Origin of the sequence: Pseudomonas sp. SHLD1, from assembly GCF_028640935.1 — a bacterium.
GTDB lineage: Bacteria > Pseudomonadota > Gammaproteobacteria > Pseudomonadales > Pseudomonadaceae > Chryseomonas > Chryseomonas aestiva.
Window position 1 is genome coordinate 312,064 of sequence record NZ_JAQZAD010000011.1, and the last position, 20,062, is coordinate 332,125.

Annotated in this window: 24 protein-coding genes; 12 read left to right on the forward strand and 12 right to left on the reverse strand. The window is 67.6% G+C overall.

Going from position 1 to position 20,062, the window contains the following annotated elements; genetic code table 11:
• The 4 genes from metW (at window position 1) to PVZ77_RS04735 (ending at window position 2,787) form a co-directional block, all read left to right on the forward strand.
• Window positions 1–621: a methionine biosynthesis protein MetW gene (gene metW, locus PVZ77_RS04720; RefSeq protein ID WP_133861462.1), complete on the forward strand. Its 621-nt coding sequence runs from the start codon at window positions 1–3 to the stop codon at window positions 619–621.
• Window positions 622–704: 83 nt separating this feature from the next.
• On the forward strand, window positions 705–1,298 hold the full coding sequence (gene rdgB / locus PVZ77_RS04725; protein ID WP_273810135.1) for an RdgB/HAM1 family non-canonical purine NTP pyrophosphatase: 594 nt from the start codon (window positions 705–707) through the stop codon (window positions 1,296–1,298).
• Window positions 1,295–2,446, forward strand: a complete 1,152-nt coding sequence (gene hemW / locus PVZ77_RS04730) for a radical SAM family heme chaperone HemW (RefSeq protein ID WP_273810136.1) — start codon at window positions 1,295–1,297, stop codon at window positions 2,444–2,446. Before rdgB ends, hemW begins: the two co-directional genes overlap by 4 nt.
• Window positions 2,447–2,460: 14 nt before the next feature.
• Window positions 2,461–2,787, forward strand: coding sequence for a DUF3392 family protein (locus tag PVZ77_RS04735; RefSeq protein ID WP_158893577.1), 327 nt, complete (start codon window positions 2,461–2,463; stop codon window positions 2,785–2,787).
• On the opposite strand, the gene PVZ77_RS04740 is transcribed toward PVZ77_RS04735, so the two are convergent.
• The 5 genes from PVZ77_RS04740 to PVZ77_RS04760 all read right to left on the reverse strand — a co-directional run bounded on the left by PVZ77_RS04740 (window position 2,784) and on the right by PVZ77_RS04760 (window position 6,919).
• The gene (locus PVZ77_RS04740; protein WP_273810138.1) at window positions 2,784–4,490 is read right to left on the reverse strand and encodes a putative bifunctional diguanylate cyclase/phosphodiesterase; all 1,707 of its coding nucleotides are present in this window, start codon (window positions 4,488–4,490) and stop codon (window positions 2,784–2,786) included. The genes PVZ77_RS04735 and PVZ77_RS04740 overlap by 4 nt on opposite strands.
• Window positions 4,491–4,666: 176 nt before the next feature.
• Window positions 4,667–5,377 carry a tRNA (guanosine(46)-N7)-methyltransferase TrmB gene (gene trmB, locus PVZ77_RS04745; protein ID WP_273810139.1) on the reverse strand — a complete coding sequence of 237 codons (711 nt, stop codon included), beginning with the start codon at window positions 5,375–5,377 and terminating at the stop codon, window positions 4,667–4,669.
• A gap of 68 nt (window positions 5,378–5,445) precedes the next feature.
• On the reverse strand, window positions 5,446–6,228 hold the full coding sequence (locus PVZ77_RS04750; RefSeq protein WP_133861468.1) for a thiazole synthase: 783 nt from the start codon (window positions 6,226–6,228) through the stop codon (window positions 5,446–5,448).
• Window positions 6,229–6,247: 19 nt separating this feature from the next.
• A complete protein-coding gene (gene thiS, locus PVZ77_RS04755; RefSeq protein ID WP_017640999.1) occupies window positions 6,248–6,448 on the reverse strand; it encodes a sulfur carrier protein ThiS in 201 nt (66 codons plus the stop codon).
• Between the two features lie 93 nt (window positions 6,449–6,541).
• Window positions 6,542–6,919 (reverse strand): DUF423 domain-containing protein, encoded by a 378-nt coding sequence (locus PVZ77_RS04760; protein ID WP_273810141.1) that lies wholly within the window; start codon window positions 6,917–6,919, stop codon window positions 6,542–6,544.
• A 68-nt stretch (window positions 6,920–6,987) separates the two neighbouring features.
• Here PVZ77_RS04760 and mtgA point away from each other — a divergent pair, with 68 nt between their 5' ends.
• Both mtgA and PVZ77_RS04770 read left to right on the forward strand, forming a co-directional pair.
• Window positions 6,988–7,689: a monofunctional biosynthetic peptidoglycan transglycosylase gene (mtgA, locus tag PVZ77_RS04765; RefSeq protein ID WP_273810142.1), complete on the forward strand. Its 702-nt coding sequence runs from the start codon at window positions 6,988–6,990 to the stop codon at window positions 7,687–7,689.
• On the forward strand, window positions 7,686–8,123 hold the full coding sequence (locus PVZ77_RS04770; RefSeq protein WP_273810143.1) for a GNAT family N-acetyltransferase: 438 nt from the start codon (window positions 7,686–7,688) through the stop codon (window positions 8,121–8,123). Before mtgA ends, PVZ77_RS04770 begins: the two co-directional genes overlap by 4 nt.
• A gap of 186 nt (window positions 8,124–8,309) precedes the next feature.
• On the opposite strand, the gene rpoH is transcribed toward PVZ77_RS04770, so the two are convergent.
• The 4 genes from rpoH to ftsY all read right to left on the reverse strand — a co-directional run bounded on the left by rpoH (window position 8,310) and on the right by ftsY (window position 12,464).
• On the reverse strand, window positions 8,310–9,164 hold the full coding sequence (gene rpoH, locus PVZ77_RS04775; protein WP_064309252.1) for an RNA polymerase sigma factor RpoH: 855 nt from the start codon (window positions 9,162–9,164) through the stop codon (window positions 8,310–8,312).
• Between the two features lie 161 nt (window positions 9,165–9,325).
• The gene (gene ftsX / locus PVZ77_RS04780; RefSeq protein WP_273810145.1) at window positions 9,326–10,336 is read right to left on the reverse strand and encodes a permease-like cell division protein FtsX; all 1,011 of its coding nucleotides are present in this window, start codon (window positions 10,334–10,336) and stop codon (window positions 9,326–9,328) included.
• Complete coding sequence (gene ftsE, locus PVZ77_RS04785; protein WP_183633667.1) at window positions 10,333–11,007, reverse strand: cell division ATP-binding protein FtsE; 675 nt, start codon at window positions 11,005–11,007, stop codon at window positions 10,333–10,335. The genes ftsX and ftsE overlap by 4 nt, the downstream gene beginning before the upstream one ends.
• The gene (gene ftsY / locus PVZ77_RS04790; protein ID WP_273810146.1) at window positions 11,004–12,464 is read right to left on the reverse strand and encodes a signal recognition particle-docking protein FtsY; all 1,461 of its coding nucleotides are present in this window, start codon (window positions 12,462–12,464) and stop codon (window positions 11,004–11,006) included. The genes ftsE and ftsY overlap by 4 nt, the downstream gene beginning before the upstream one ends.
• A gap of 202 nt (window positions 12,465–12,666) precedes the next feature.
• On the opposite strand from ftsY, the gene PVZ77_RS04795 reads away from it, so the two are divergent.
• From PVZ77_RS04795 to PVZ77_RS04820, 6 genes are all read left to right on the forward strand, one after another.
• Window positions 12,667–14,028, forward strand: a complete 1,362-nt coding sequence (locus PVZ77_RS04795; protein ID WP_273810147.1) for a M16 family metallopeptidase — start codon at window positions 12,667–12,669, stop codon at window positions 14,026–14,028.
• Window positions 14,025–15,464, forward strand: coding sequence for a M16 family metallopeptidase (locus PVZ77_RS04800; RefSeq protein WP_273810148.1), 1,440 nt, complete (start codon window positions 14,025–14,027; stop codon window positions 15,462–15,464). The genes PVZ77_RS04795 and PVZ77_RS04800 overlap by 4 nt, the downstream gene beginning before the upstream one ends.
• Before the next feature lies 1 nt (window position 15,465).
• Window positions 15,466–16,035 (forward strand): 16S rRNA (guanine(966)-N(2))-methyltransferase RsmD, encoded by a 570-nt coding sequence (rsmD, locus tag PVZ77_RS04805; RefSeq protein ID WP_273810149.1) that lies wholly within the window; start codon window positions 15,466–15,468, stop codon window positions 16,033–16,035.
• Window positions 16,032–17,036, forward strand: a complete 1,005-nt coding sequence (locus PVZ77_RS04810; protein WP_273810150.1) for a hydrolase — start codon at window positions 16,032–16,034, stop codon at window positions 17,034–17,036. Before rsmD ends, PVZ77_RS04810 begins: the two co-directional genes overlap by 4 nt.
• Window positions 17,037–17,135: 99 nt before the next feature.
• Complete coding sequence (gene coaD, locus PVZ77_RS04815; RefSeq protein ID WP_007161641.1) at window positions 17,136–17,621, forward strand: pantetheine-phosphate adenylyltransferase; 486 nt, start codon at window positions 17,136–17,138, stop codon at window positions 17,619–17,621.
• Between the two features lie 99 nt (window positions 17,622–17,720).
• A complete protein-coding gene (locus PVZ77_RS04820; protein WP_007161640.1) occupies window positions 17,721–17,972 on the forward strand; it encodes a YfhL family 4Fe-4S dicluster ferredoxin in 252 nt (83 codons plus the stop codon).
• A 23-nt stretch (window positions 17,973–17,995) separates the two neighbouring features.
• On the opposite strand, the gene PVZ77_RS04825 is transcribed toward PVZ77_RS04820, so the two are convergent.
• The 3 genes from PVZ77_RS04825 to PVZ77_RS04835 form a co-directional block, all read right to left on the reverse strand.
• Window positions 17,996–18,352, reverse strand: coding sequence for a multidrug transporter (locus tag PVZ77_RS04825; RefSeq protein ID WP_273810153.1), 357 nt, complete (start codon window positions 18,350–18,352; stop codon window positions 17,996–17,998).
• An 85-nt stretch (window positions 18,353–18,437) separates the two neighbouring features.
• On the reverse strand, window positions 18,438–19,250 hold the full coding sequence (gene lgt / locus PVZ77_RS04830; RefSeq protein ID WP_273810156.1) for a prolipoprotein diacylglyceryl transferase: 813 nt from the start codon (window positions 19,248–19,250) through the stop codon (window positions 18,438–18,440).
• A gap of 19 nt (window positions 19,251–19,269) precedes the next feature.
• Window positions 19,270–20,049: a sulfite exporter TauE/SafE family protein gene (locus PVZ77_RS04835; RefSeq protein ID WP_273810345.1), complete on the reverse strand. Its 780-nt coding sequence runs from the start codon at window positions 20,047–20,049 to the stop codon at window positions 19,270–19,272.
• Window positions 20,050–20,062 lie beyond the last annotated feature (13 nt).

The window sequence follows — 20,062 nt, forward strand, 5'->3', positions numbered from 1 at the left end:
GTGCGCGCCGATCTGGACATCATTCAGGAATGGATCCCCGCCGGCAGCCGGGTCCTCGACCTCGGCTGCGGCACCGGCGAGTTGCTCGCCTGGCTGCGCGATCACAAGCAGGTCACCGGCTACGGCCTGGAGATCGACCCGGACAAGATCGCCGAATGCCTGCTCAAGGACGTCAACGTCATCGAGCAGGATCTCGACGGCGGCCTGGCCAACTTCGCCAGCGACAGCTTCGACGTGGTGGTCATGACCCAGTCGCTGCAGGCCATGCAGTACCCGGATCGCATCCTCCAGGAGATGCTCAGGGTCGGCCGCCAGTGCATCATCACCTTTCCCAACTTCGGTCACTGGCGCTGCCGGCTGTACCTGGGCGGCCGGGGGCGGATGCCGGTCTCGGATTTCCTGCCCTACACCTGGTACAACACGCCGAACATCCACTTCTGCACCTTCGAGGACTTCGAGCGCCTCTGCCGCGAACAGCGTGCCCAGGTACTGGATCGTCTCGCCGTGGATCGCCTGCACCGCCATGGCTGGGCCAGCAAGCTGTGGCCGAACCTGCTCGGCGAGATCGGTATCTACCGGGTCAGCGCGCCGCACCTGCACGACCTGCGCGTCGCGATATGACGTAAGGCACGGGTGGCGCAGCCAGCCTAAGCACGGCTTCGCGTACAATACGCCGCCCTTCTCAACGCGACGCGGTGTCTCCCATGTCCGACCTTACCGAACTGGTTCTCGCCAGCCACAACGCCGGCAAGCTCAAGGAACTCCAGGCCATGCTCGGCGACCGGGTGAAGGTGCGCTCGGTGGGCGAATTCAGCCAGGTGGAACCCGAGGAAACCGGGCTGTCCTTTGTCGAGAACGCCATCCTCAAGGCGCGCAACGCGGCGCGGCTGTCCGGTCTGCCGGCCCTGGCCGACGATTCGGGCCTGGCGGTGGACGCCCTCGGCGGCGCTCCCGGCATCTATTCCGCGCGCTACGCCGACGGCCAGGGCGATGCCGCCAACAACGCTAAGCTGCTCGAGGTTCTGCAGGACGTGCCCGACGCCGAGCGCACCGGCCAGTTCGTCTGCGTGCTGGCGCTGGTGCGCCACGCCGACGACCCCTTGCCGATCCTCTGCGAGGGCCTCTGGCCCGGGCGCATCCTGCATGCTGCCCAGGGCGAGCATGGCTTCGGCTACGATCCGCTGTTCCAGCCCGATGGCGAAGCGGTCTCCGCGGCCGAACTGGCCCCGGCGGAAAAGAACCAGCGCAGCCATCGCGCCCGCGCCATGGCCCAGCTCAAGCAACGGCTCGGCCTGTGACCCAGGTGTTCGCCCTGCCGCCACTGGCGCTCTACATCCATATCCCCTGGTGCGTGCGCAAGTGCCCCTATTGCGACTTCAACTCCCATGCGGCCGGCCCGACCCTGCCGGAAGCCGAGTATGTCGACGCCCTGCTGGCGGACCTGGACAACGACCTGGCGCACGTCCATGGCCGCCCGCTGACCTCGATCTTCTTTGGCGGCGGCACGCCCAGTCTGTTTTCCGCCGAGGCCCTGGGCCGTCTGCTGGACGGCGTGGCCCGGCGGCTGGCCTTCGCGCCGGACATCGAGATCACCCTGGAAGCCAATCCCGGCACCTTCGAGCAGGCCAAGTTCGTCGCCTATCGCGGTCTGGGCATCAATCGGCTGTCGATCGGCATCCAGAGCTTCCAGGACGCCAAGCTCAAGGCCCTGGGGCGCATCCACGGCCGCGAGGAAGCCATCCGCGCCGCCGACCGGGCGCGCGCCGCCGGCTTCGACAATTTCAACCTGGATCTCATGCACGGCCTGCCCGAGCAGAGCGTCGCCGATGCCCTCGGCGACCTCGAACAGGCCATCGCCCTGGCGCCTACGCACCTGTCCTGGTACCAGCTGACCATGGAGCCCAACACGGTGTTCTGGAGCCAGCCGCCGGAGCTGCCCGAAGACGACACCCTCTGGGACATCCAGGAAGCCGGCCAGGCGCGACTGGCGGCCGCCGGCTACCACCAGTACGAGACCTCCGCCTATGCCCAGCCCGGGCGCCAGGCGCGGCACAATCTCAACTACTGGGGCTTCGGCGACTTCCTCGGCATCGGCGCCGGCGCCCACGCCAAGCTCAGCGCCCCGGACGGTACCCTGCTGCGCACCTGGAAGACCCGCCTGCCCAAGGACTACCTGGATCCGGGCAAGGCCTTCCGGGCCGGCGTGAAACCCCTGGAGCCGGCCGACCTGCCCTTCGACTTCATGATGAACGCCCTGCGCCTGGTGGACGGGGTACCCGCCGCCTGGTATCCGCAGCGGACCGGCCAGTCCCTGGACAGCCTGGCGCCCGCGCTGGCCGCGGCGCGCCGCGCCGGCCTGCTGGCCGAGGATGAGCAGCGGCTGCGCCCCACCGCCCGCGGCCAGTTGTTCCTGAACGACCTCTTGCAATCCTTTCTGCCTGACTGACGAGGAGCTCTGCCTTGGACTTCGTACTCGACCATATCGCCGACCTCTCCCGCTGGAGCCGCAGCCACCTGGACGAGGTGGCCCTGGCGGTCACCGCCACCCTGCTGGTGCTGTTCGGCAGCCAGGTCAACGCCTTCATCCAGGCGCGCCTGGGCAGCCTGCCGACCGCCGTTCGGGTTCCGGCCTTCGCCCTGGCCTGCCTGGCCATCTATGGCGCCGCCATGACCTTCCTGACCCCCTGGGTGGTCAAGGGCCTGGCGCAGTTCAACAACTATGCCCTGGCCCCGGTGCTGCTGATCGGCGTCTGCCTGCTGGGCGTGCTGGCCGAGCGGAGGAGCTAGTAGAACACCGGCGTAGCGTCCTTGGCGCCGGCCAGCAGCAGGAGGCTTTCCAGCGACTGTGGCCGGCCGAGCAGGAAGCCCTGAAAGGTATCCACGCCCAGGTTCTTGAGCAGTTCGAACTGCGCCTGGGTCTCCACGCCTTCGGCGACGATCTGCATGTTGAGCGCCCGGCACAGGCTGACGATGCCGGCCAGCAGTTGCCGCGAGCGCGCGTCACGATCCACCGACAGCAGGAAGCTACGGTCGAGCTTGATGGTGTCGAACGACAGCCGGTGCAGGTAGCTCAGCGACGAATAACCGGTACCGAAGTCATCCATGGCCACGCGGAAGCCCTGGTCGCGCAGCCGGCCTAGGCGCCGTTCCGGCGTGCCGCGCTGCAGGAACACCGACTCGGTCACCTCCAGCTCCAGGGCCCGCGGCCGTACGCCGAAGTCGGTACAGGCACGCTCCAGCACCAGGCCCAGCTCATCATCCGCCACCTGGCGGGCGGAGATGTTCACCGCCACTGGAATGTTCACTCCCGCCCGCTGCAGGTCGCGGGCATAGGCGGCAGCACGCCGGATCGCCAGGCGACCCAGGGAAGACGCCATGCCATTCTGCTCGGCCAGGGCGACGAAGACGCTGGGCAACACCACCCCCACGCCGGGACATTCCCAGCGCGCCAGCAATTCGGCACTGACCAGCCGCCGCTGGGCATCGAACTTGGGTTGCAGGACGAATTTGATTTCTTCCGCCTCGATGGCGGCATGCAGGTGGGCCAGCAGCGTGACCTTGCGCAACGCCTCGGCGGTGAATTCCGGATCGTAGAAACGTGCCCGGCTCTTGCCGGCGCCCTTGGCCGCGTACATGGCGGCATCGGCATTGCTGAGCAGGGTCTCGGCGTTCTGCCCGTCCTCGGGGCTCAGGCTCAGGCCTATGCTGGCGGATACCCGGATATCGTGCTCGGCGATGCGTTGTGGCCGGCCGACCACCTGCAGCAGACGCTCGGCGATCTGGCGGGCCTGGCTGCGACCGTCCACCGCGACGGCGGCGACGAATTCATCGCCGCCCCAACGCGCCAGGAGTTCGCCCTCCCCCAGGCTGTCCTGCAGGGACGCGGCCAGGGTTTTCAGCAGCTCGTCGCCCGTCTCGTGGCCCAGGGAGTCGTTGACCTCCTTGAACCCATCCACGTCGATGAACAGCACGGCCAGGCTACGGTCTGGCGCCAGGACGCGCAGGCAATCTTCGAAACGGCGATAGAAACCGGAACGGTTGGGCAACTGGGTCAAGCCATCGCTCAGCGCCAGACGCTCCAGCGCCTGTTCGGCCCGCTTGCGCTCGGTGATGTCACGCAGGCTGGCGATGACATAGCCCTCGGCTCCGCCTTCGCCAGCGAAACGACTGAGGCTGATCTCCATCGGCGTCGCGCGCTTGGCCGAGACATGGAAACTGGCCTCGGACAGCGCGTAGCCGTGGCGCTCGAAGGCCTGGATGGCCGCCTCGGGCAGCTTGATGTAATGCGAGAGGTACTGACCCGACACGCTCTTGCCAGCGCTGAGCATCAGTTTGCACAGCGCCTCGTTGGCCTCGATGATCTGGCCGCTTTCACTGAGCACGGCCATGGCATCGCGGCACAGCGCGAAGGCCGAGGCCATCAGGTCCAAGGAGCGCTCGGTACGCTGGCGGGCGCTGCGCTCGACCTCCAGCTGGCGCAGGGCGTCCATTTCGGCCAGAGTACTCTCCGACCGATGGATCACCGTCCAGGCCCCGGCAGTTCGTGCTTATCGGCTGACATCTCGCTTGTCCATACACATGACGACAGGCTCAGCCCATCAAGGCAAAACGCCATCATGCCAATAGCCTGCCGACGGCTCAACCCCTGCTCATCAGCGACGCGCGGTCAGTCGAGTCGTTCGAACTTCAAATCCCAGACCCCATGCCCCAGCCGCTCGCCACGGCGTTCGAACTTGGTGATGGGTCTTTCCTCGGGGCGCGGCACATAGCCCGAGGCGTCGCCGAGGTTACGGTAACCCGGGGCGGCGTTCATGATTTCGAGCATGTGTTCGGCATAGGCCTGCCAATCGGTGGCCATGTGCAGGACCCCGCCGACCCTGAGCTTCTGCCGGACCAGTTCGGCGAAGGCCGGTTGGACGATACGGCGCTTGTGGTGACGGCTCTTGTGCCAGGGATCGGGAAAGAACAGCAGCACCCGATCCAGACTGGCATCGGCCACGCACTGCCGCAGCACCTCGAGGGCATCGCAGCTGTAGACCCGCAGATTGGTCAGTCCCTGGGTCATGGCACCATTGAGCAGCGCGCCCACGCCCGGGCGATGCACCTCGACACCGATGAAATCCTGCTCCGGCGCAGCAGCAGCCATTTCCAGGGTGGAATGCCCCATGCCGAAGCCGATCTCGAAGGTGCGCGGCGCCTGGCGCCCGAACACCTGATCGAAATCCTGGAGGCCGTCGGTCAGCTCCAGACCGAAACGCGGCCAACCCTGGTCGAGACCGCGTTGCTGGCCTTCGGTCATGCGGCCAGCGCGCATCACGAAGCTCTTGATGGTGCGCCGGGGGCGGTCGGGAGTCTGGTCGTCTTGATGATCGGTCATGGCGTTATCGATAGTGGGAAAAAGAGACGCCCGGCACAGGCCGGGCGCGTGACAGAAGGCGCCAGGTCTTAGTTGACCAGGCCGTCCAGCGGCGAGGAGGCCGTGGCATAGAGCTTGCGCGGCATGCGCCCGGCCAGATAGGCCAGGCGACCGGCGACGATGGCGTGCTTCATGGCTTCGGCCATCAGCACCGGCTCGCGAGCATGGGCGATGGCGCTGTTCATCAGCACCGCTTCGCAACCCAGCTCCATGGCGATGGTGGCGTCGGAGGCGGTACCCACCCCGGCATCCACCAGCACCGGCACCTTGGCCTCTTCGAGGATGATGCGCAGGTTGTAGGGATTGCAGATGCCCAGGCCCGAGCCGATCAGACCGGCCAGCGGCATGACGGCGATACAGCCGATGGCCTCCAGCTGGCGCGCCACGATCGGATCGTCACTGGTGTAGACCATGACGTCGAAGCCGTCGGCGACCAGCGTCTCGGCGGCCTTGAGCGTCTCGATGACATTGGGGAACAGGGTCTTCTGGTCGGCCAGGACTTCCAGCTTGACCAGGTTGTGACCGTCGAGCAACTCGCGCGCCAGGCGGCAGGTGCGCACCGCTTCCACCGCGTCATAGCAGCCGGCGGTGTTGGGCAGGATGGTGTAGCGCTCGGGCGAGATCACGTCGAGCAGATTGGGCTCGCCGGGAGTCTGGCCGATGTTGGTGCGACGCACCGCCACGGTGACGATCTCGGCACCGGAGGCCTCGATGGCCACGCGGGTCTCTTCGAGATCGCGGTACTTGCCGGTGCCGACCAGCAGGCGCGACTCATAGGTGCGCCCGGCCAGGGTAAAGGGAGTGTCTTTCATCTGGATTCCTCTTGCGCGGCTAGCCGCCGCCGATGGCGTGGACCACTTCCAGCCGGTCGCCGTCCACTAGGGCGGTGGTGGCGTGCTGGCTGCGCGGCACGATGTCGAGGTTGCGTTCCACCGCCACTCGCCGCCCGGTCAGGTCGAGACGCACGAGCAGGTCGGCGACGGTGGCGCCGTCCGGCAATTCAAGGGATTCGCCGTTCAACAGGATCTGCATGGCAAAGGCATCGTCACGGGGTGAGCCGGCATTCTACGCCGGTCGGGCGTGCATTGCAGCGGCGCCGGGCCGGGACCGACGGCCAGCGCGCGGTCAGAGGCTGCCCAGCCGCCAGGCCAGGATGGCCAGGCAGGCCCAGCCGGCGAGAAAGCACAGCCCGCCGAAGGGGGTGATGATGCCCAGCCGCGCGATGCCGGTCAGCGTCAGCAGATAGAGGCTGCCGGAAAACAGCAGGAAGCCGGCGATGAAGAAGCCACCGGCCCAGACCACCAGGCGCCCCTGGAAGTGCAGCGACAGGAGGGCGACGCCGAACAGCGCCAGGGCATGGATGAGCTGATAAAGCACGCCGGTCTGGAACACGGCCAGGTAGTCGGCGCTCAGCCGGCCCTTGAGTCCGTGGGCGGCGAAGGCGCCGAGTCCGACACCGGTGAAGCCGGCCAGGGCCGCGAACAGCAGGAAGAGACGCAACATGGGTTTTACCGGGCGATGGAAGAGCAGCGCTGGTTATAATGGCCCGCTAACCGCCAAAGACCAAGCCGATGCTGCTCACCCTCCTCCGCCGTCTCCTGCGTATCGCCCTCTGGTTCGCCGTCCTCAGCGCCGCCCTGGTGCTGATCCTGCGCTGGGTGCCGCCGCCGGGCAGCATGCTGATGGTGGAGCGCAAGGTCGAGTCCTGGATCGACGGCAAGCCCATCGATCTGCAGCGCGACTGGCGACCCTGGAAGGAGCTGCCGGACGATCTCAAGATGGCGGTGATCGCCGGTGAAGACCAGCACTTCGCCGAGCACTGGGGCTTCGACATGGCGGCGATCCGCCATGCCTTCAGCCACAACGAAGCCGGTGGCTCCCTGCGCGGCGCCAGCACCATCAGCCAGCAGACCGCCAAGAACCTCTTTCTGTGGAGCGGCCGCAGCTATCTGCGCAAGGCCTTCGAAGCCTGGTTCACCGTGCTGCTGGAAACCTTCTGGTCCAAGCAGCGCATCCTCGAGGTCTATCTCAACAGCGTGGAATGGGACGACGGCGTGTTCGGCGCCGAGGCCGCGGCCCGTCACCATTTCGGCATAGGCGCGCCCTACCTCTCCGACCGCCAGGCCAGCCTGCTGGCCGCCGTGCTGCCCAATCCCCGCGAATGGAGCCCGAGCCGCCCGAGCGCCTACGTCGCCGAACGCGCCGCCTGGATCCGCCAGCAGGACCGCCAGCTGGGCGGCAGCGACTACCTGCGGCGGATGACCGGGCAATGATCCAGGTTGGTTCGCCAGCGGATTTCGCACGCCTGCTGGTGGTCTGGGAGGATTCGGTGCGGGCCACTCATGACTTTCTCGAGGAGGCTGACATTGCTTCCTTACGTACCTTGATCCGCGACCAGGCCTTGCCTGCCGTTCAGCTACGGATCTATCGCGATGACCAGGGCATCATCCAGGGTTTCGCCGGTATCGACGGCGATTCCCTGGAAATGCTCTTCGTCTCAAGTGCAGCCCGAGGCACCGGGATTGGCCGGCAACTGGTCGAAAGGGTCATCGCTGAACTTGGCATTCGGCGCGTCGCGGTAAACGAGCAAAATCCTCAGGCACTGGGCTTCTATCGTCGCCTGGGCTTTGAGCAGGTTGGCCGGTCCCCGGTTGACGGTCAGGGCCGCCCTTTTCCGCTGTTGCTTCTGCGTCTGACAAGAACATAGCGTGAAAACCGGCATAGCTTTTTCCACAGCCGTACAGCTCAAGCAAGCAAACCGTCTAGCGCTACGGATCGCACTTGGAAAACGCTGCGCGGTTTTCCACGCTACCCGAGCATTCGACCGCGACGGTCCTTCTCCCGGGCATAAAAAACCGCACCCTGGGGCGCGGCTTTTCGATCAAGAACTGGATCAGGCGGCGATATTGCCCTTGAGCTTGTTCATCGCGTTCTTTTCCAGCTGACGGATACGCTCCGCCGAGACATTGTACTTGGCCGCCAACTCGTGCAGCGTCGCCTTTTCCTCGGCCAGCCAGCGCTGGTAGAGGATGTCGCGGCTGCGATCGTCCAGGTGTTCCAGCGCCTCGTGCAGATTGGCCGTGGAACTGTCGGTCCAGTCGGCTTCCTCCAGCTGACGCGCCGGATCGTAACGGCTGTCTTCCAGGTACTGGGCCGGCGACTGATAGGCCGCGTCGTCATCGGCATCGCTGGCCGGATCGAAGGCCATGTCATGCCCGGTCAGGCGACTTTCCATCTCGCGCACTTCCCGGGGTTCGACACCCAGGGTTTCGGCCACGCGATGGACCTCGTCGTTGTTCAGCCAGGCCAGTCGCTTCTTCTGACTGCGCAGGTTGAAGAACAGCTTGCGCTGCGCCTTGGTGGTGGCGACCTTGACGATGCGCCAGTTGCGCAGAATGAATTCGTGGATTTCGGCCTTGATCCAGTGCACGGCAAAGGACACCAGGCGTACGCCCATTTCGGGATTGAAGCGCTTCACGGCCTTCATCAGGCCGACATTGCCTTCCTGGACCAGGTCGGCCTGGGCCAGACCATAGCCGGAATAGCTCTTGGCGATATGCACCACGAAACGCAGATGCGCGAGCACCAACTGCCGGGCGGCCTCGACGTCTTCCTTGTAGAAGAGGCGCTCAGCCAGTTCACGCTCCCGCTCCGGCGTGAGCAGCGGAATGCTGTTCACCGAATGCACATAGGCTTCCAGGCTGGCGCCGGGGACCAATGTGGGAACAGGTTGCAACGAAGTGGTCATGCGAATCCTCCGATTCACTAAGCACTGGGCAGTCTAACACTGATTTTTTGGACAGCGCCAGACTAGCCGAGGTTCCCTTAACCCCAGCTGAAAAAGGCCATGAAATGCTTGTGTCATCAGGGGTTTAGACCGTTTCCGCAGGTCTCGGAAACGGCCATTCGTCAGCGTGGGGCGAGTTCGCGCAGGTGGCGGGCAACCGCCAGCCAGGCGCCGATGTAGCCGAGCAGCACGGCGCCGATCAGCAGCTGCAGCCCGTCCTCGACGGCGACGCTGCCCAGGGCGAAATCACTGCCGTAGAGGCCGGCCAGATCCAGCACCGCGGCGTTGAGCCAGCTCAGGCCGAACACCAGCAGGGCCCAGGCGGCGACGCCGGCGCCCAGGCCGAACAGCGCCCCCATGTAGAGGAAGGGCCGGCGCACATAGCCATCGGTGCCGCCCACCAGCTTGACCACCTCGATCTCGGTGCGGCGATTCTCGATGGCCAGGCGGATGGTGTTGCCGATCACCAGCAGCAGGGCGATCACCAGCACCACGGTCAGGCCGAAGACGAAGCGCTCGCCGAGCTTGAGGATGGCGGTGAGCCGCTCGACCCACTGCATGTCCAGCTGCACCTGCTGCACGCCGTTCATCTCGGCCAGCTGGCTGCGCAGCATGTCGAGACGACTCTTGTCGATTTCCCTGGGCGTCACGGCGATGACGCCGGGCAGCGGATTCTGCGGCAATTCGCGCAGCGCCTCACCCAGGCCGGCGTCCTGCTGCAATTCCTTCAGGGCATCGTCCGGACTGATCCAGCGCGCCTCGGCCACATCGGGCAGGACCTTGATCTGGCTCATCAGCACCTCGGCCTGGTCCTGACCGGTGCGCAGGTCGAGGAACACCGAGATCTGCGCCGCGCGCTGCCAGGAGCCGCCGAGTCGCTCGACGTTCTTCAGCAGCAGCGACACGCCCATGGGCAACGCCAGGGCGATGCCCATCACCAGGCAGGTAAGGAAGGTGCCTATGGGCTGCTGCACCATGCGCCTGAGGCTGTCCCTCAGACCGGTGCGGTGGGCTTCGAGGTAGGCATGCAGCGGGCTGCGCCAGTCGCTCTTGGGTTTCTGCGGGGCCTGGCGCTGCGGACGCTGGGGCTTGCCGCCCTGTTCCTGGCCACGGGGCAGTTCGTTGCCACTCATGACTGGCTCTCCTCTTCGTCACCGATCAGGCGACCGCGCTGCAGGGTCAGCATGCGATGGTGCAGGCGGGCGATGAGCGCATGGTCGTGGCTGGCGATCAGCACCGTGGTGCCGAGGCTGTTGATGTCCTCGAAGACGCCCATGATCTCCGAGGCCAGGCGCGGATCGAGGTTGCCGGTGGGTTCGTCGGCGAGCAGCAGGGCCGGACGATGCACCACGGCGCGGGCGATGCCGACCCGCTGTTGCTGGCCGGTGGACAGCTCGGCCGGATAGTCGTCGAGCTTGTCCTTGAGGCTGACCCGCTCCAGCGCCGCGGCGACGCGCTTGGCGATCTCGGGCTTGGACAGGCCGAGGATCTGCAGCGGCAGGGCGACGTTGTCGAACACGGTACGGTCATGGAGCAGCTGGTGGTTCTGGAAGACCACGCCGATCTGCCGGCGCAGAAAGGGAATCTGCGCATTGGTGATGCGCGAGATGTCCTGGCCGGCCAGGGTCAGCTTGCCGCCGGTGGGCCTTTCCATGGCCAGGATCAGTCGCATCAGGGTGCTCTTGCCGGCGCCGGAATGACCGGTGACGAAGAGGATCTCGCCACGTTCGGCACGGAAGCTCAGTTCCTGCAGGCCGACGTGACCGTTGGGATAGCGCTTGGAGACGCGGTCGAACTGGATCATGAGACGCCCCGCTCCGCGAACAGGGCCTGGACGAAGGGGCGCGCCTCGAAGGGCCGCAGGTCGTCGATGCCTTCGCCGACGCCGACATAGCGGATCGGCAGGGCGCTCTGCTTGGCCAGGGCGAAGATCACCCCGCCCTTGGCGGTGCCGTCGAGCTTGGTCAGCGCCAGGCCGGTCAGGGGCACCGCATTGTGGAACTGCCTGGCCTGGTTGAGGGCGTTCTGGCCGGTACCGGCGTCCAGCACCAGCAGGGTCTCGTGGGGCGCCTCCGCGTCCAGCTTGCCGATCACCCGGCGCACCTTGCGCAGCTCTTCCATGAGGTTGTCCTTGGTGTGCAGCCGGCCGGCGGTGTCGGCGATCAGCACATCGATGCCGCGGGCCTTGGCGGCCTGGACGGCATCGAAGATCACCGAGGCGGAATCGGCGCCGGTGTGCTGGGCGATCACCGGGATGCGGTTGCGCTCGCCCCAGACCTGCAGCTGCTCGACCGCCGCGGCGCGGAAGGTATCGCCGGCCGCCAGCATGACCTTCTTGCCGTCGTTCTGCAGCCGCTTGGCCAGCTTGCCGATGGTGGTGGTCTTGCCGGCGCCGTTCACGCCGACCACCAGGATGACGTAGGGCTTGTGCGAGGTATCGATCACCAGCGGCTGCTCCACCGGCAGCAGCATCTCGGTGAGCTCCTGCTGCAGCGCCTGGTAGAGGGCCTCGCTGTCGGCCAGCTGCTTGCGCGCCACCTTCTGGGTCAGGTTGCGCATGATGACACCGGTGGCCTCGACGCCGACGTCGGCGGTCAGCAGGCGGGTCTCCAGCTCTTCGAGCAGGTCGTCGTCGATGGCCTTCTTGCCGAGGAACAGGCTGGCCATGCCCTCGCCGAGACTGGCGCTGGTCTTGGACAGGCCCTGGCGCAGGCGCGCGAAGAAGCCCAGCTTGGCGGGTTCGGTCGGCGTGGCGGCGACGGCTGGCGGAGCGGGCTCAAGCTCGGGCTCGGGCTCGACCACCACGGGCTCGGGACGGAGCGGGACAAGGGGCGCTACCGGTATGGCCGGGACGGGAGCAGGCTCAGGCTCAGGCGCCGGCACAACCGGGGGCAGCGGCGCGACCGGCACAGCTAATGGCTCGGGCTCTACCTCCGGCGCCATCAGCGGCTCGACCTCGACCGGCGGCACGATGGGATCGGCCACCAGTGGCTCGACCAGCGCCGTGAGCGCCACCGGCGACGGCGCCTCCTCTTCGGCGACCGGCACCGGGGTCAACGAGGGGATCGCCTCCGGCGGCTCGGGCACCGGCTCCGGGTGCTGCACCGGCTCGCTGGCCAGCGAGCCGGGCAGGCGCTCCTCGGCCTCGGGCGCGGGGGCTTCGGCAGGCGTCTCTACGGGTTCGGCAGTCTTCTTGCGGAACCAGCCGAACAGGCCTTTCTTCTCCGTGGGGGGAGACTTCTTGTCGTCGGATCCAAACATGCAGGGCTCTGTATCGAACGGACGAGCCGGCTGCGGGAGCTCCGCCAGGCGGGGCTCGACCGTCAGGCATGGCCGTCGGGAAAAGGGATGCGTATCCTAGCAGCCTGCCGGGCGGAAGACCTCCCCGTCGGCGAAAAACGCGCGACCGTCCCCAGGACGCAGCCGCTTCGTCCCCTACCGCGCTACAAGGCCTGCTCTCGCGATGCCCGCCTCCCGCTCCCGTCGGACCGCCCTGGTCGTCCTGCTCAGCCTGCTCCCCACCCTCGCCCTGGCCACGGCCAGCCGGCAGAACACCGAGGAATTCACCCTCGACAACGGCCTCAGGCTGGTGGTCCGCGAAGATCACCGGGCGCCGGTCGCCGTGGTGCAACTCTGGTATCGCGTGGGTTCGAGCCTGGAGGCGCCCGGTGCGACCGGCTTGTCCCATGCCCTGGAACACCTGATGTTCAAGGGCAGCCGCAAGCTCGACGCCGGCGAGGCCTCGCATCTGCTGCGCGACCTGGGCGCCGAGGAAAATGCCTTCACCACCGACGACTACACCGTCTATTACCAGCTGCTCGCCCGAGATCGCCTGCCGGTGGCCCTGGAGCTGGAAGCCGATCGCATGCAGCACCTGCGGCTGACGCCCGACGAGGTCAGTCGCGAGCTGGAGGTGATCAAGGAGGAACGCCGGCTGCGCACCGACGACCGCCCCGAGGCACTGTCCTTCGAACGCTTCAAGGCCGCCGCCTACCCGGCCAGCGGCTATCGCAACCCCACCATTGGCTGGCCCCAGGACCTGCAGCGCCTCGGCGTGGACGACTTGCGCCGCTGGTACCAGACCTGGTACGCGCCCAACAACGCCACCCTGGTGGTGGTCGGCGACGTCGACCCCCAGGCGATCCGTGCCGAGGTGCAGCGCTGGTTTGGCACCATCCCGCGCAGCGACCTGCCCGCGCCGCACCGCCCGCTGGAACTGCCGGCGCCGGGCGAGCGCCGCCTGGACCTGCAGGCCCGCGAACTGCCCAGTCTGCTGATGGGCTTCAACGTGCCCAGCCTGGCCACCGCCGCCCAGCCGCGCGATGCCTATGCGCTGCAACTGCTGGCCGCCCTGCTCGGCGGCGGCTCGGGCGCACGGCTGCCCAGTCGTCTCGAACGGGGGCAGGAAGTGGCCAGCAGCGTGCGCGCCGCCTATGGCGCCTACACCCGTGGCGACAGCCTCTTCCTGCTCAGCGGCACCCCCAACACCCAGCGCGGCAAGACCCTCGACCAGCTGGAAGGCGCCTTCTGGGCGCAACTGGACCTGCTCAAGCGCGAGCCGCCCAGCACCGAGGAACTGGCCCGGGTCCGCGCCCTGCTGGTGGCCGGGCTGGTCTATGGCCGCGACTCCATCACCGCCCAGGCCAGCAGCATCGGTCAGCTGGAAAGCGTCGGCCTCGGCTGGCGCCAGGGCGATCGGTTGCTCGACGAACTGGGCCGGGTCACCCCCGACGACCTGCGTCGGGTGGCCCGCACCTACTTCACCCGCGAGCGCCTGACCCTGGCCCAGCTCAAGCCCACAGCCACCGCGGAGAATCGTCCATGAAACCGCTGCTCTGGCTGTCGCTGTGCCTGCTCGCCGGTTGCCAGTCCCCTACCCCGGCCGGCGACCTGGCGCGCGCCTATCCGGCCGTGGACAGCCTCAGGACGCTCAAGGACGCACCGCCCCTGGGTCGCCAGCTGGACATCCAGCGCTGGCGCACCGCCGAGGGCGCCCAGGTGCTGTTCGTGCCGGCGCCGGAATTGCCGATGTTCGACGTGCGCCTGATCTTCGCCGCCGGCAGCAGCCAGGACGGCGCCACCCCGGGCCTGGCCATGCTGACCAACGGCCTGCTCAACGAAGGCACCCCGGGACGCGATGCCGGCGCCATCGCCGACGGCTTCGAGCGCCTGGGCGCCGATTTCAGCAACGGCGCCTATCGTGATCAGGCGGTGGTCGGACTGCGCACCCTCGCCGATCCGGCTCACAGCGAACCGGCCCTGGCGCTGCTGGCCGAGGTGGTCGGTCGTCCGACCTTTCCCACCGAGGCCATCCAGCGCATCCGTGACCAGCTGCTGACGCTGATCGCCGCCAGTCGCCGCGAACCGGCCAGCCTGGCCGGCGAAGCGCTGCAGGAGCGCCTCTACGGCAATCACCCCTATGCCCATTCGCCACAGGGCAGCGCAGCCGGAGTGGCCCATCTCGATGCGGCCAGCCTCAGGGCCTTCCATGCCCGTGCCTATGCCGCCGGCAATGCGGTGATCGCCCTCACGGGCGACCTGGATCGAACTCGCGCCGAACAGATCGCCGCCCGGCTGTCGCGCGCCCTGCCCCGCGGCCCGGCGCTGCCGCCACTGCCGGTGCCAGCGCCTGTCGAACCGGTCCGGGTGCAGCTGGAGGTCCCGGCCCAGCAGACGCGCCTGCTGCTCGGCCAACTCGGCATCACCCGCCGCGATCCCGACTACGCCGCCCTCTTCGTCGGCAACCAGATCCTCGGCGGTGGCGGCTTCGGCAGTCGGCTGATGACCGAATTGCGCGAACGCCGCGGCCTCACCTACGGCGTCAGTTCGGGCTTCACCCCCATGCGTCAGCCGGGTCCCTTCACCATCGGCCTGCAGACCCGCGCCGAACTGGGCGATGCCACCCTGGCGCTGGTCCGCGACCTGCTGCGCGACTACCTGGCCCAGGGCCCCACCCAGGCCGAACTGGACCGCGCCAAGCGGCAGATCGAAGGCAGCTTCCCGCTGGCCAACGCCAGCAATGGCGCCATCGTCGCCCAACTGGGCAACATCGGCTTCTACGACCTGCCCAGCAGCTACCTGGACGACTTCCTCCAGCAGGTGCGCCGCCTGACGGTGGAACAGGTGCATGCCGCCCTGCAGCGCCATCTGGACCCGGAAAAGTTAGTCGTGGTCAGCGCCGGCCCACGGGTCGCCCAGCAGCCGCTACCGCCGCCCCGCCCTCTTCCCAATCTGCCGCCCTGCGGCGTTCCGGAGCACTAGCATGGCCCAGAAGACCGCCAACCAACTGCGCATCATCGGTGGCGACTGGCGCAGCCGGCGCTTCGTCTTTCCCGATGCCCTGGGCCTGAGACCCACCCCGGACCGGGTCCGCGAGACCCTGTTCAACTGGCTGGCCGCCGTCACCCCGGGCGCGCGGGTGCTGGATCCCTTCGCCGGCAGCGGCGCCCTGCTGCTGGAAGCCCTCTCCCGCGGCGCCGGTCAGGCGCTGGCCTTCGACCTCAATGCCCAGGCCGCCAACGCCCTGCGCGGCCATCTGCAGGCCCTCGGCTGCGCCCACGCCGAGGTGCGCCAGACCGATGCCCTGCAGGCGCTGGGCAAGCCGGCGGAGGCGCCCTTCGACCTGGTGTTTCTCGATCCGCCCTTTGGCAAGGACCTGCTGGAGCCGGCCTGCACGGCCCTGGAAACCCGGGGCTGGCTGGCCGCGGACGCCTGGATCTACACCGAGAGCGAGACCCAGCCCTCGCGCCTGGCCCTGCCCGCGACCTGGCAGCTGCACCGCGAGAAGAAGACCGGCAACGTCCACTACGCCCTCTGGCACCGCCAGGCGTGAACAGCGCACCCTTTCGCCCGGCGCGCTGGCTGCCCGGCCCGCACCTGCAGACCCTCTGGGGCTCGCTGTGGCGCCGCCTGCCGCCCATCACCCGGCCGCGGGAACGGCTGTGGCTGGAGGACGGCGACTTTCTCGATCTGGACTGGTACCACGCCGAGGATCCGCGCGCGCCGCTGGTGCTGATCGCCCACGGCCTGACCGGCAGCTCCGGCTCCCACTACGTGCTCGGCCTGCAATTCGCCCTGGCCGCCCGCGGCTGGGCCAGCGTCGGCCTCAACTGGCGAGGCTGCTCCGGCGAGCCCAACCGCCTGCCGCGCGGCTATCACTCCGGCGTCAGCGAAGACCTGGCGGCGGTGGTGCGCCATCTGCAGGCCAGTCGTCCGGAGGCGCCGCTGTATGCGGTGGGCTTTTCCCTTGGCGGCAACGTGCTGCTCAAGTACCTGGGCGAGCGCGGCGTTGACAGCGGTCTCACCGCCGCGGCGGCGGTCTCGGTGCCCTTTCGCCTGGACCTCTGCGCCGATCGCATCGGCCTCGGCTTCTCGCGCATCTATCAGCGGCACTTCATCCGCGAACTGGCGCGCTACGTGCGCGACAAGCAGGCGCTGTTCGACCGTGAGCGCCATCCCGAGCAGCACGAGATCCTCGCGCGCCTGGGGCCGCCCGAGGGGCTCAAGACCTTCTGGGACTTCGACGACCGCTACACCGCGCCCCTGCACGGCTTTCGCGATGCCCGGGACTACTATCGCCAGGCCTCCAGCCGCTACTACCTGGGGGGAATCCGCATCCCCACCCTGCTGATCCAGGCCGAGGACGACCCCTTCATCGGCACCGACGCCCTGCCCGCCCGCGCCGAACTGGCGCCCGACACCCTGTTCGAGCGCCTGCCCCATGGCGGCCACGTGGGTTTCGTCGGCGGCGCCTTCCGCGACCCGGACTATTACCTGGAAAGGCGCATCCCCGACTGGCTGGTCAGCCAGCGGGCAGCGCCATCCGGCCGATAAACGCCCACGGGTCGGCGATCCCGGCGGCTGTCGCCTTGGCCTCACTCCGCCCCTGAGCTACCATCCAAGCCCCAACAGCTTCGCCCCCAGGACAGCGTCATGAACCGAGTGCTATACCCCGGCACCTTCGACCCCATCACCAAGGGCCATGGCGATCTGGTGGAGCGCGCCTCGCGGCTGTTCGACGAAGTCGTGGTGGCGGTGGCGGCCAGCCCCAAGAAGAATCCGCTGTTTCCGCTGGAGCGCCGGGTCGAGCTGGCCAAGGCGGTGACCGCGCACCTACCCAACGTCGAGGTGATCGGCTTCAGCTGCCTGCTGGCCACCCTGGTGGAGCAGCAGAAGGCGACCATCATCCTGCGCGGCCTGCGCGCCGTGTCGGATTTCGAATTCGAATTCCAGCTGGCCAACATGAACCGGGTGCTCGCGCCCCAGGCGGAAAGCATGTTCCTGACCCCGTCGGAACACTATTCCTACCTGTCCTCCACCCTGGTGCGGGAGATCGCGGCGCTCGGCGGTGACGTGACCAAGTTCGTCCATCCCACCGTGCATCAGGCGTTGCTGGAGCGTTTTGCCCCGGCCAGCTGATTAACCCCAAGGACTGTCGGGTGCAGCCGGCGCGCGGATGGGGCAAAATGCGCGCCTGACTTTTGGATCGCTGCGCGTTCGCGCGGCGTGGAGCCGACGATGTCCCTCATCATTACCGACGATTGCATCAACTGCGACGTGTGCGAGCCCGAGTGCCCGAACGGCGCCATCTCCCAGGGTGCGGAGATCTATGTGATCGATCCGAACCTGTGCACCGAGTGCGTGGGCCACTATGACGAACCCCAGTGCCAGCAGGTCTGCCCGGTGGACTGCATCCCCCTCGACGAGAACCATGTCGAGACCAAGGAGCAGCTGCACGACAAGTATCTGAAGATCAGCGGCCAGGCCTGAGCGACCTGGCCTGGCGCCAGGGCCTATTCGGTACGCCCGTACCCGCTCTGGGTGCACCCCAGGCAGCGCACGAAGGCCGCCTTGCCCGGCTCGACCACCAGCGCCTTGCCGGCCTTGCCGATGTTACCGCCGGCGGCGGTGAACGGCAGACTGACCACGAAGACGCCCGCACCGATCACGGTGGCGGCGATGAGTAGTGGTCGCGCGATCAGCAGATCGCCGATCATGGAAAAGGCGGCGGGAGCCTGGGCCTCACCGAACGCCTGGTCGGCGGTCTGATATTCGGTGACGTCACCCTGGGCCTGTTGCGCCTGCGCCGGCAGGACCTGCATCGTCAGGGCCAGCGCCAGCGCGGCAGCCAGGCTACGGAACGGATTCATACGGCTGATCCCTTGCGCGGTTGTGATGGTGTTCCCTGAACTATAACAGGCCGCCCGCACTTGTCATGCGGGCGGCCCCCAGACGTCATTCGGCGCGGACGACCGGCTGCGGCGCACGGCGGTAGGCATAGACCATCAGCGCGATACCGCCGAGCACCATGGGTACGCAGAGTACCTGTCCCATGGTCAGCCAGCCCCAGGCCAGATAGCCGAGCTGGGCATCGGGCACCCGGACGAATTCGACGATGAAGCGGAAGATGCCGTAGCAGAGCACGAACAGGCCGGACACGGCCATGGTCGGCCGCGGCTTGCGCGAGTACAGCCAGAGAATGACGAACAGCGCCACGCCTTCCAGGGCGAACTGATAGAGCTGGGAGGGGTGGCGTGGCAGCTGGGCCGGATCGCTGTAGGGCGGGAAGATCATCGCCCAGGGCACGTCGGTGGGCTTGCCCCAGAGTTCGGCGTTGATGAAGTTGCCGATGCGGCCGGCACCGAGGCCGATGGGTACCAGCGGCGCGATGAAGTCCATCAGCTCGAAGAAGCCCTTGTTATGGCGCTTGCCGAACCACCAGACCGCCAGGATCACTCCGAGCAGGCCGCCGTGAAAGGACATGCCGCCCTTCCAGACCTCGAAGATCAGCGTCGGATTGGCGATGTACTCCGCCAGGTTGTAGAAGAGCACGTAGCCGAGCCGGCCCCCGGCGATGACCCCCAGCGCCACCCAGAACACCAGGTCGGACAGGGTCTCGCTGGTCCAGCGCGGATCGAAGCGATCGAGTCGCCGCTTGGCCAGCCACCAGGCACCGCCGATGCCCACCAGGTACATGAGCCCGTACCAGTGGATCTTCAGCGGCCCCAGCGACAGGGCCACCGGGTCTATTTGCGGATACGGCAGCATGGTGCCTCCTTGAAAGGGATCAGAGTAAGAAGTTGAGACCGACGCCGAACAGCAGCAGGGCGAACAGGCGCTTGAGCAGCCGGGGCGAGAGGCGATGGGCCAGTCGCGCACCGAAACGGGCCGAGAACATGCTGGTCAGGGCGATGCCCAGCAAGGCCGGCAGATAGACGTAGCCCAGACTCCAGGCGGGCAGACCCGGCTGCTGCCAGCCGACCAGGATGAAGGACAGCGCCCCGGACAGGGCGATGGGCAGGCCACAGGCCGCCGAGGTGGCCACCGCCTGCTGCATCGACAGGCTGCGCCAGACCAGGAAGGGCACGGTGAGCGAACCGCCGCCGATGCCGAAGATCGCCGAGGCCCAGCCGATCACCACCCCCGCCACCGTCAGCACCGGCTTGCCGGGCTCGCCGGCCTGGCGCCTGGGGCGCAGGTCCAGCGCCAGCTGGAGGGCGATGAGAACGGCGAAGGTGCCGATGATCTTTTGCAGCAGCGGGCCATGGATGGCGGCGGTCAGGGCGCCCAGGGCGCTGCCGAAGACGATCCCCAGGGCCATCCAGGCGAACAGCCGCCAGCGGACGGCGCCCAGCCGATGATGGGCCCAGACGGAATTCAGCGAGGTGAAGACGATGGTGGCCAGCGAGGTGCCCACCGCCAGGTGGGTGAGGATGTCCGGATCGAGGCCCTTGGCGGTAAAGCTGTAGACCAGCACCGGCACGATGATCAGGCCACCGCCGACCCCGAACAGACCGGCCAGCAGCCCGGCGCAGGCGCCGAGCACCAGGAAGAGCAAGAGATCCATCATCACCTCGGGC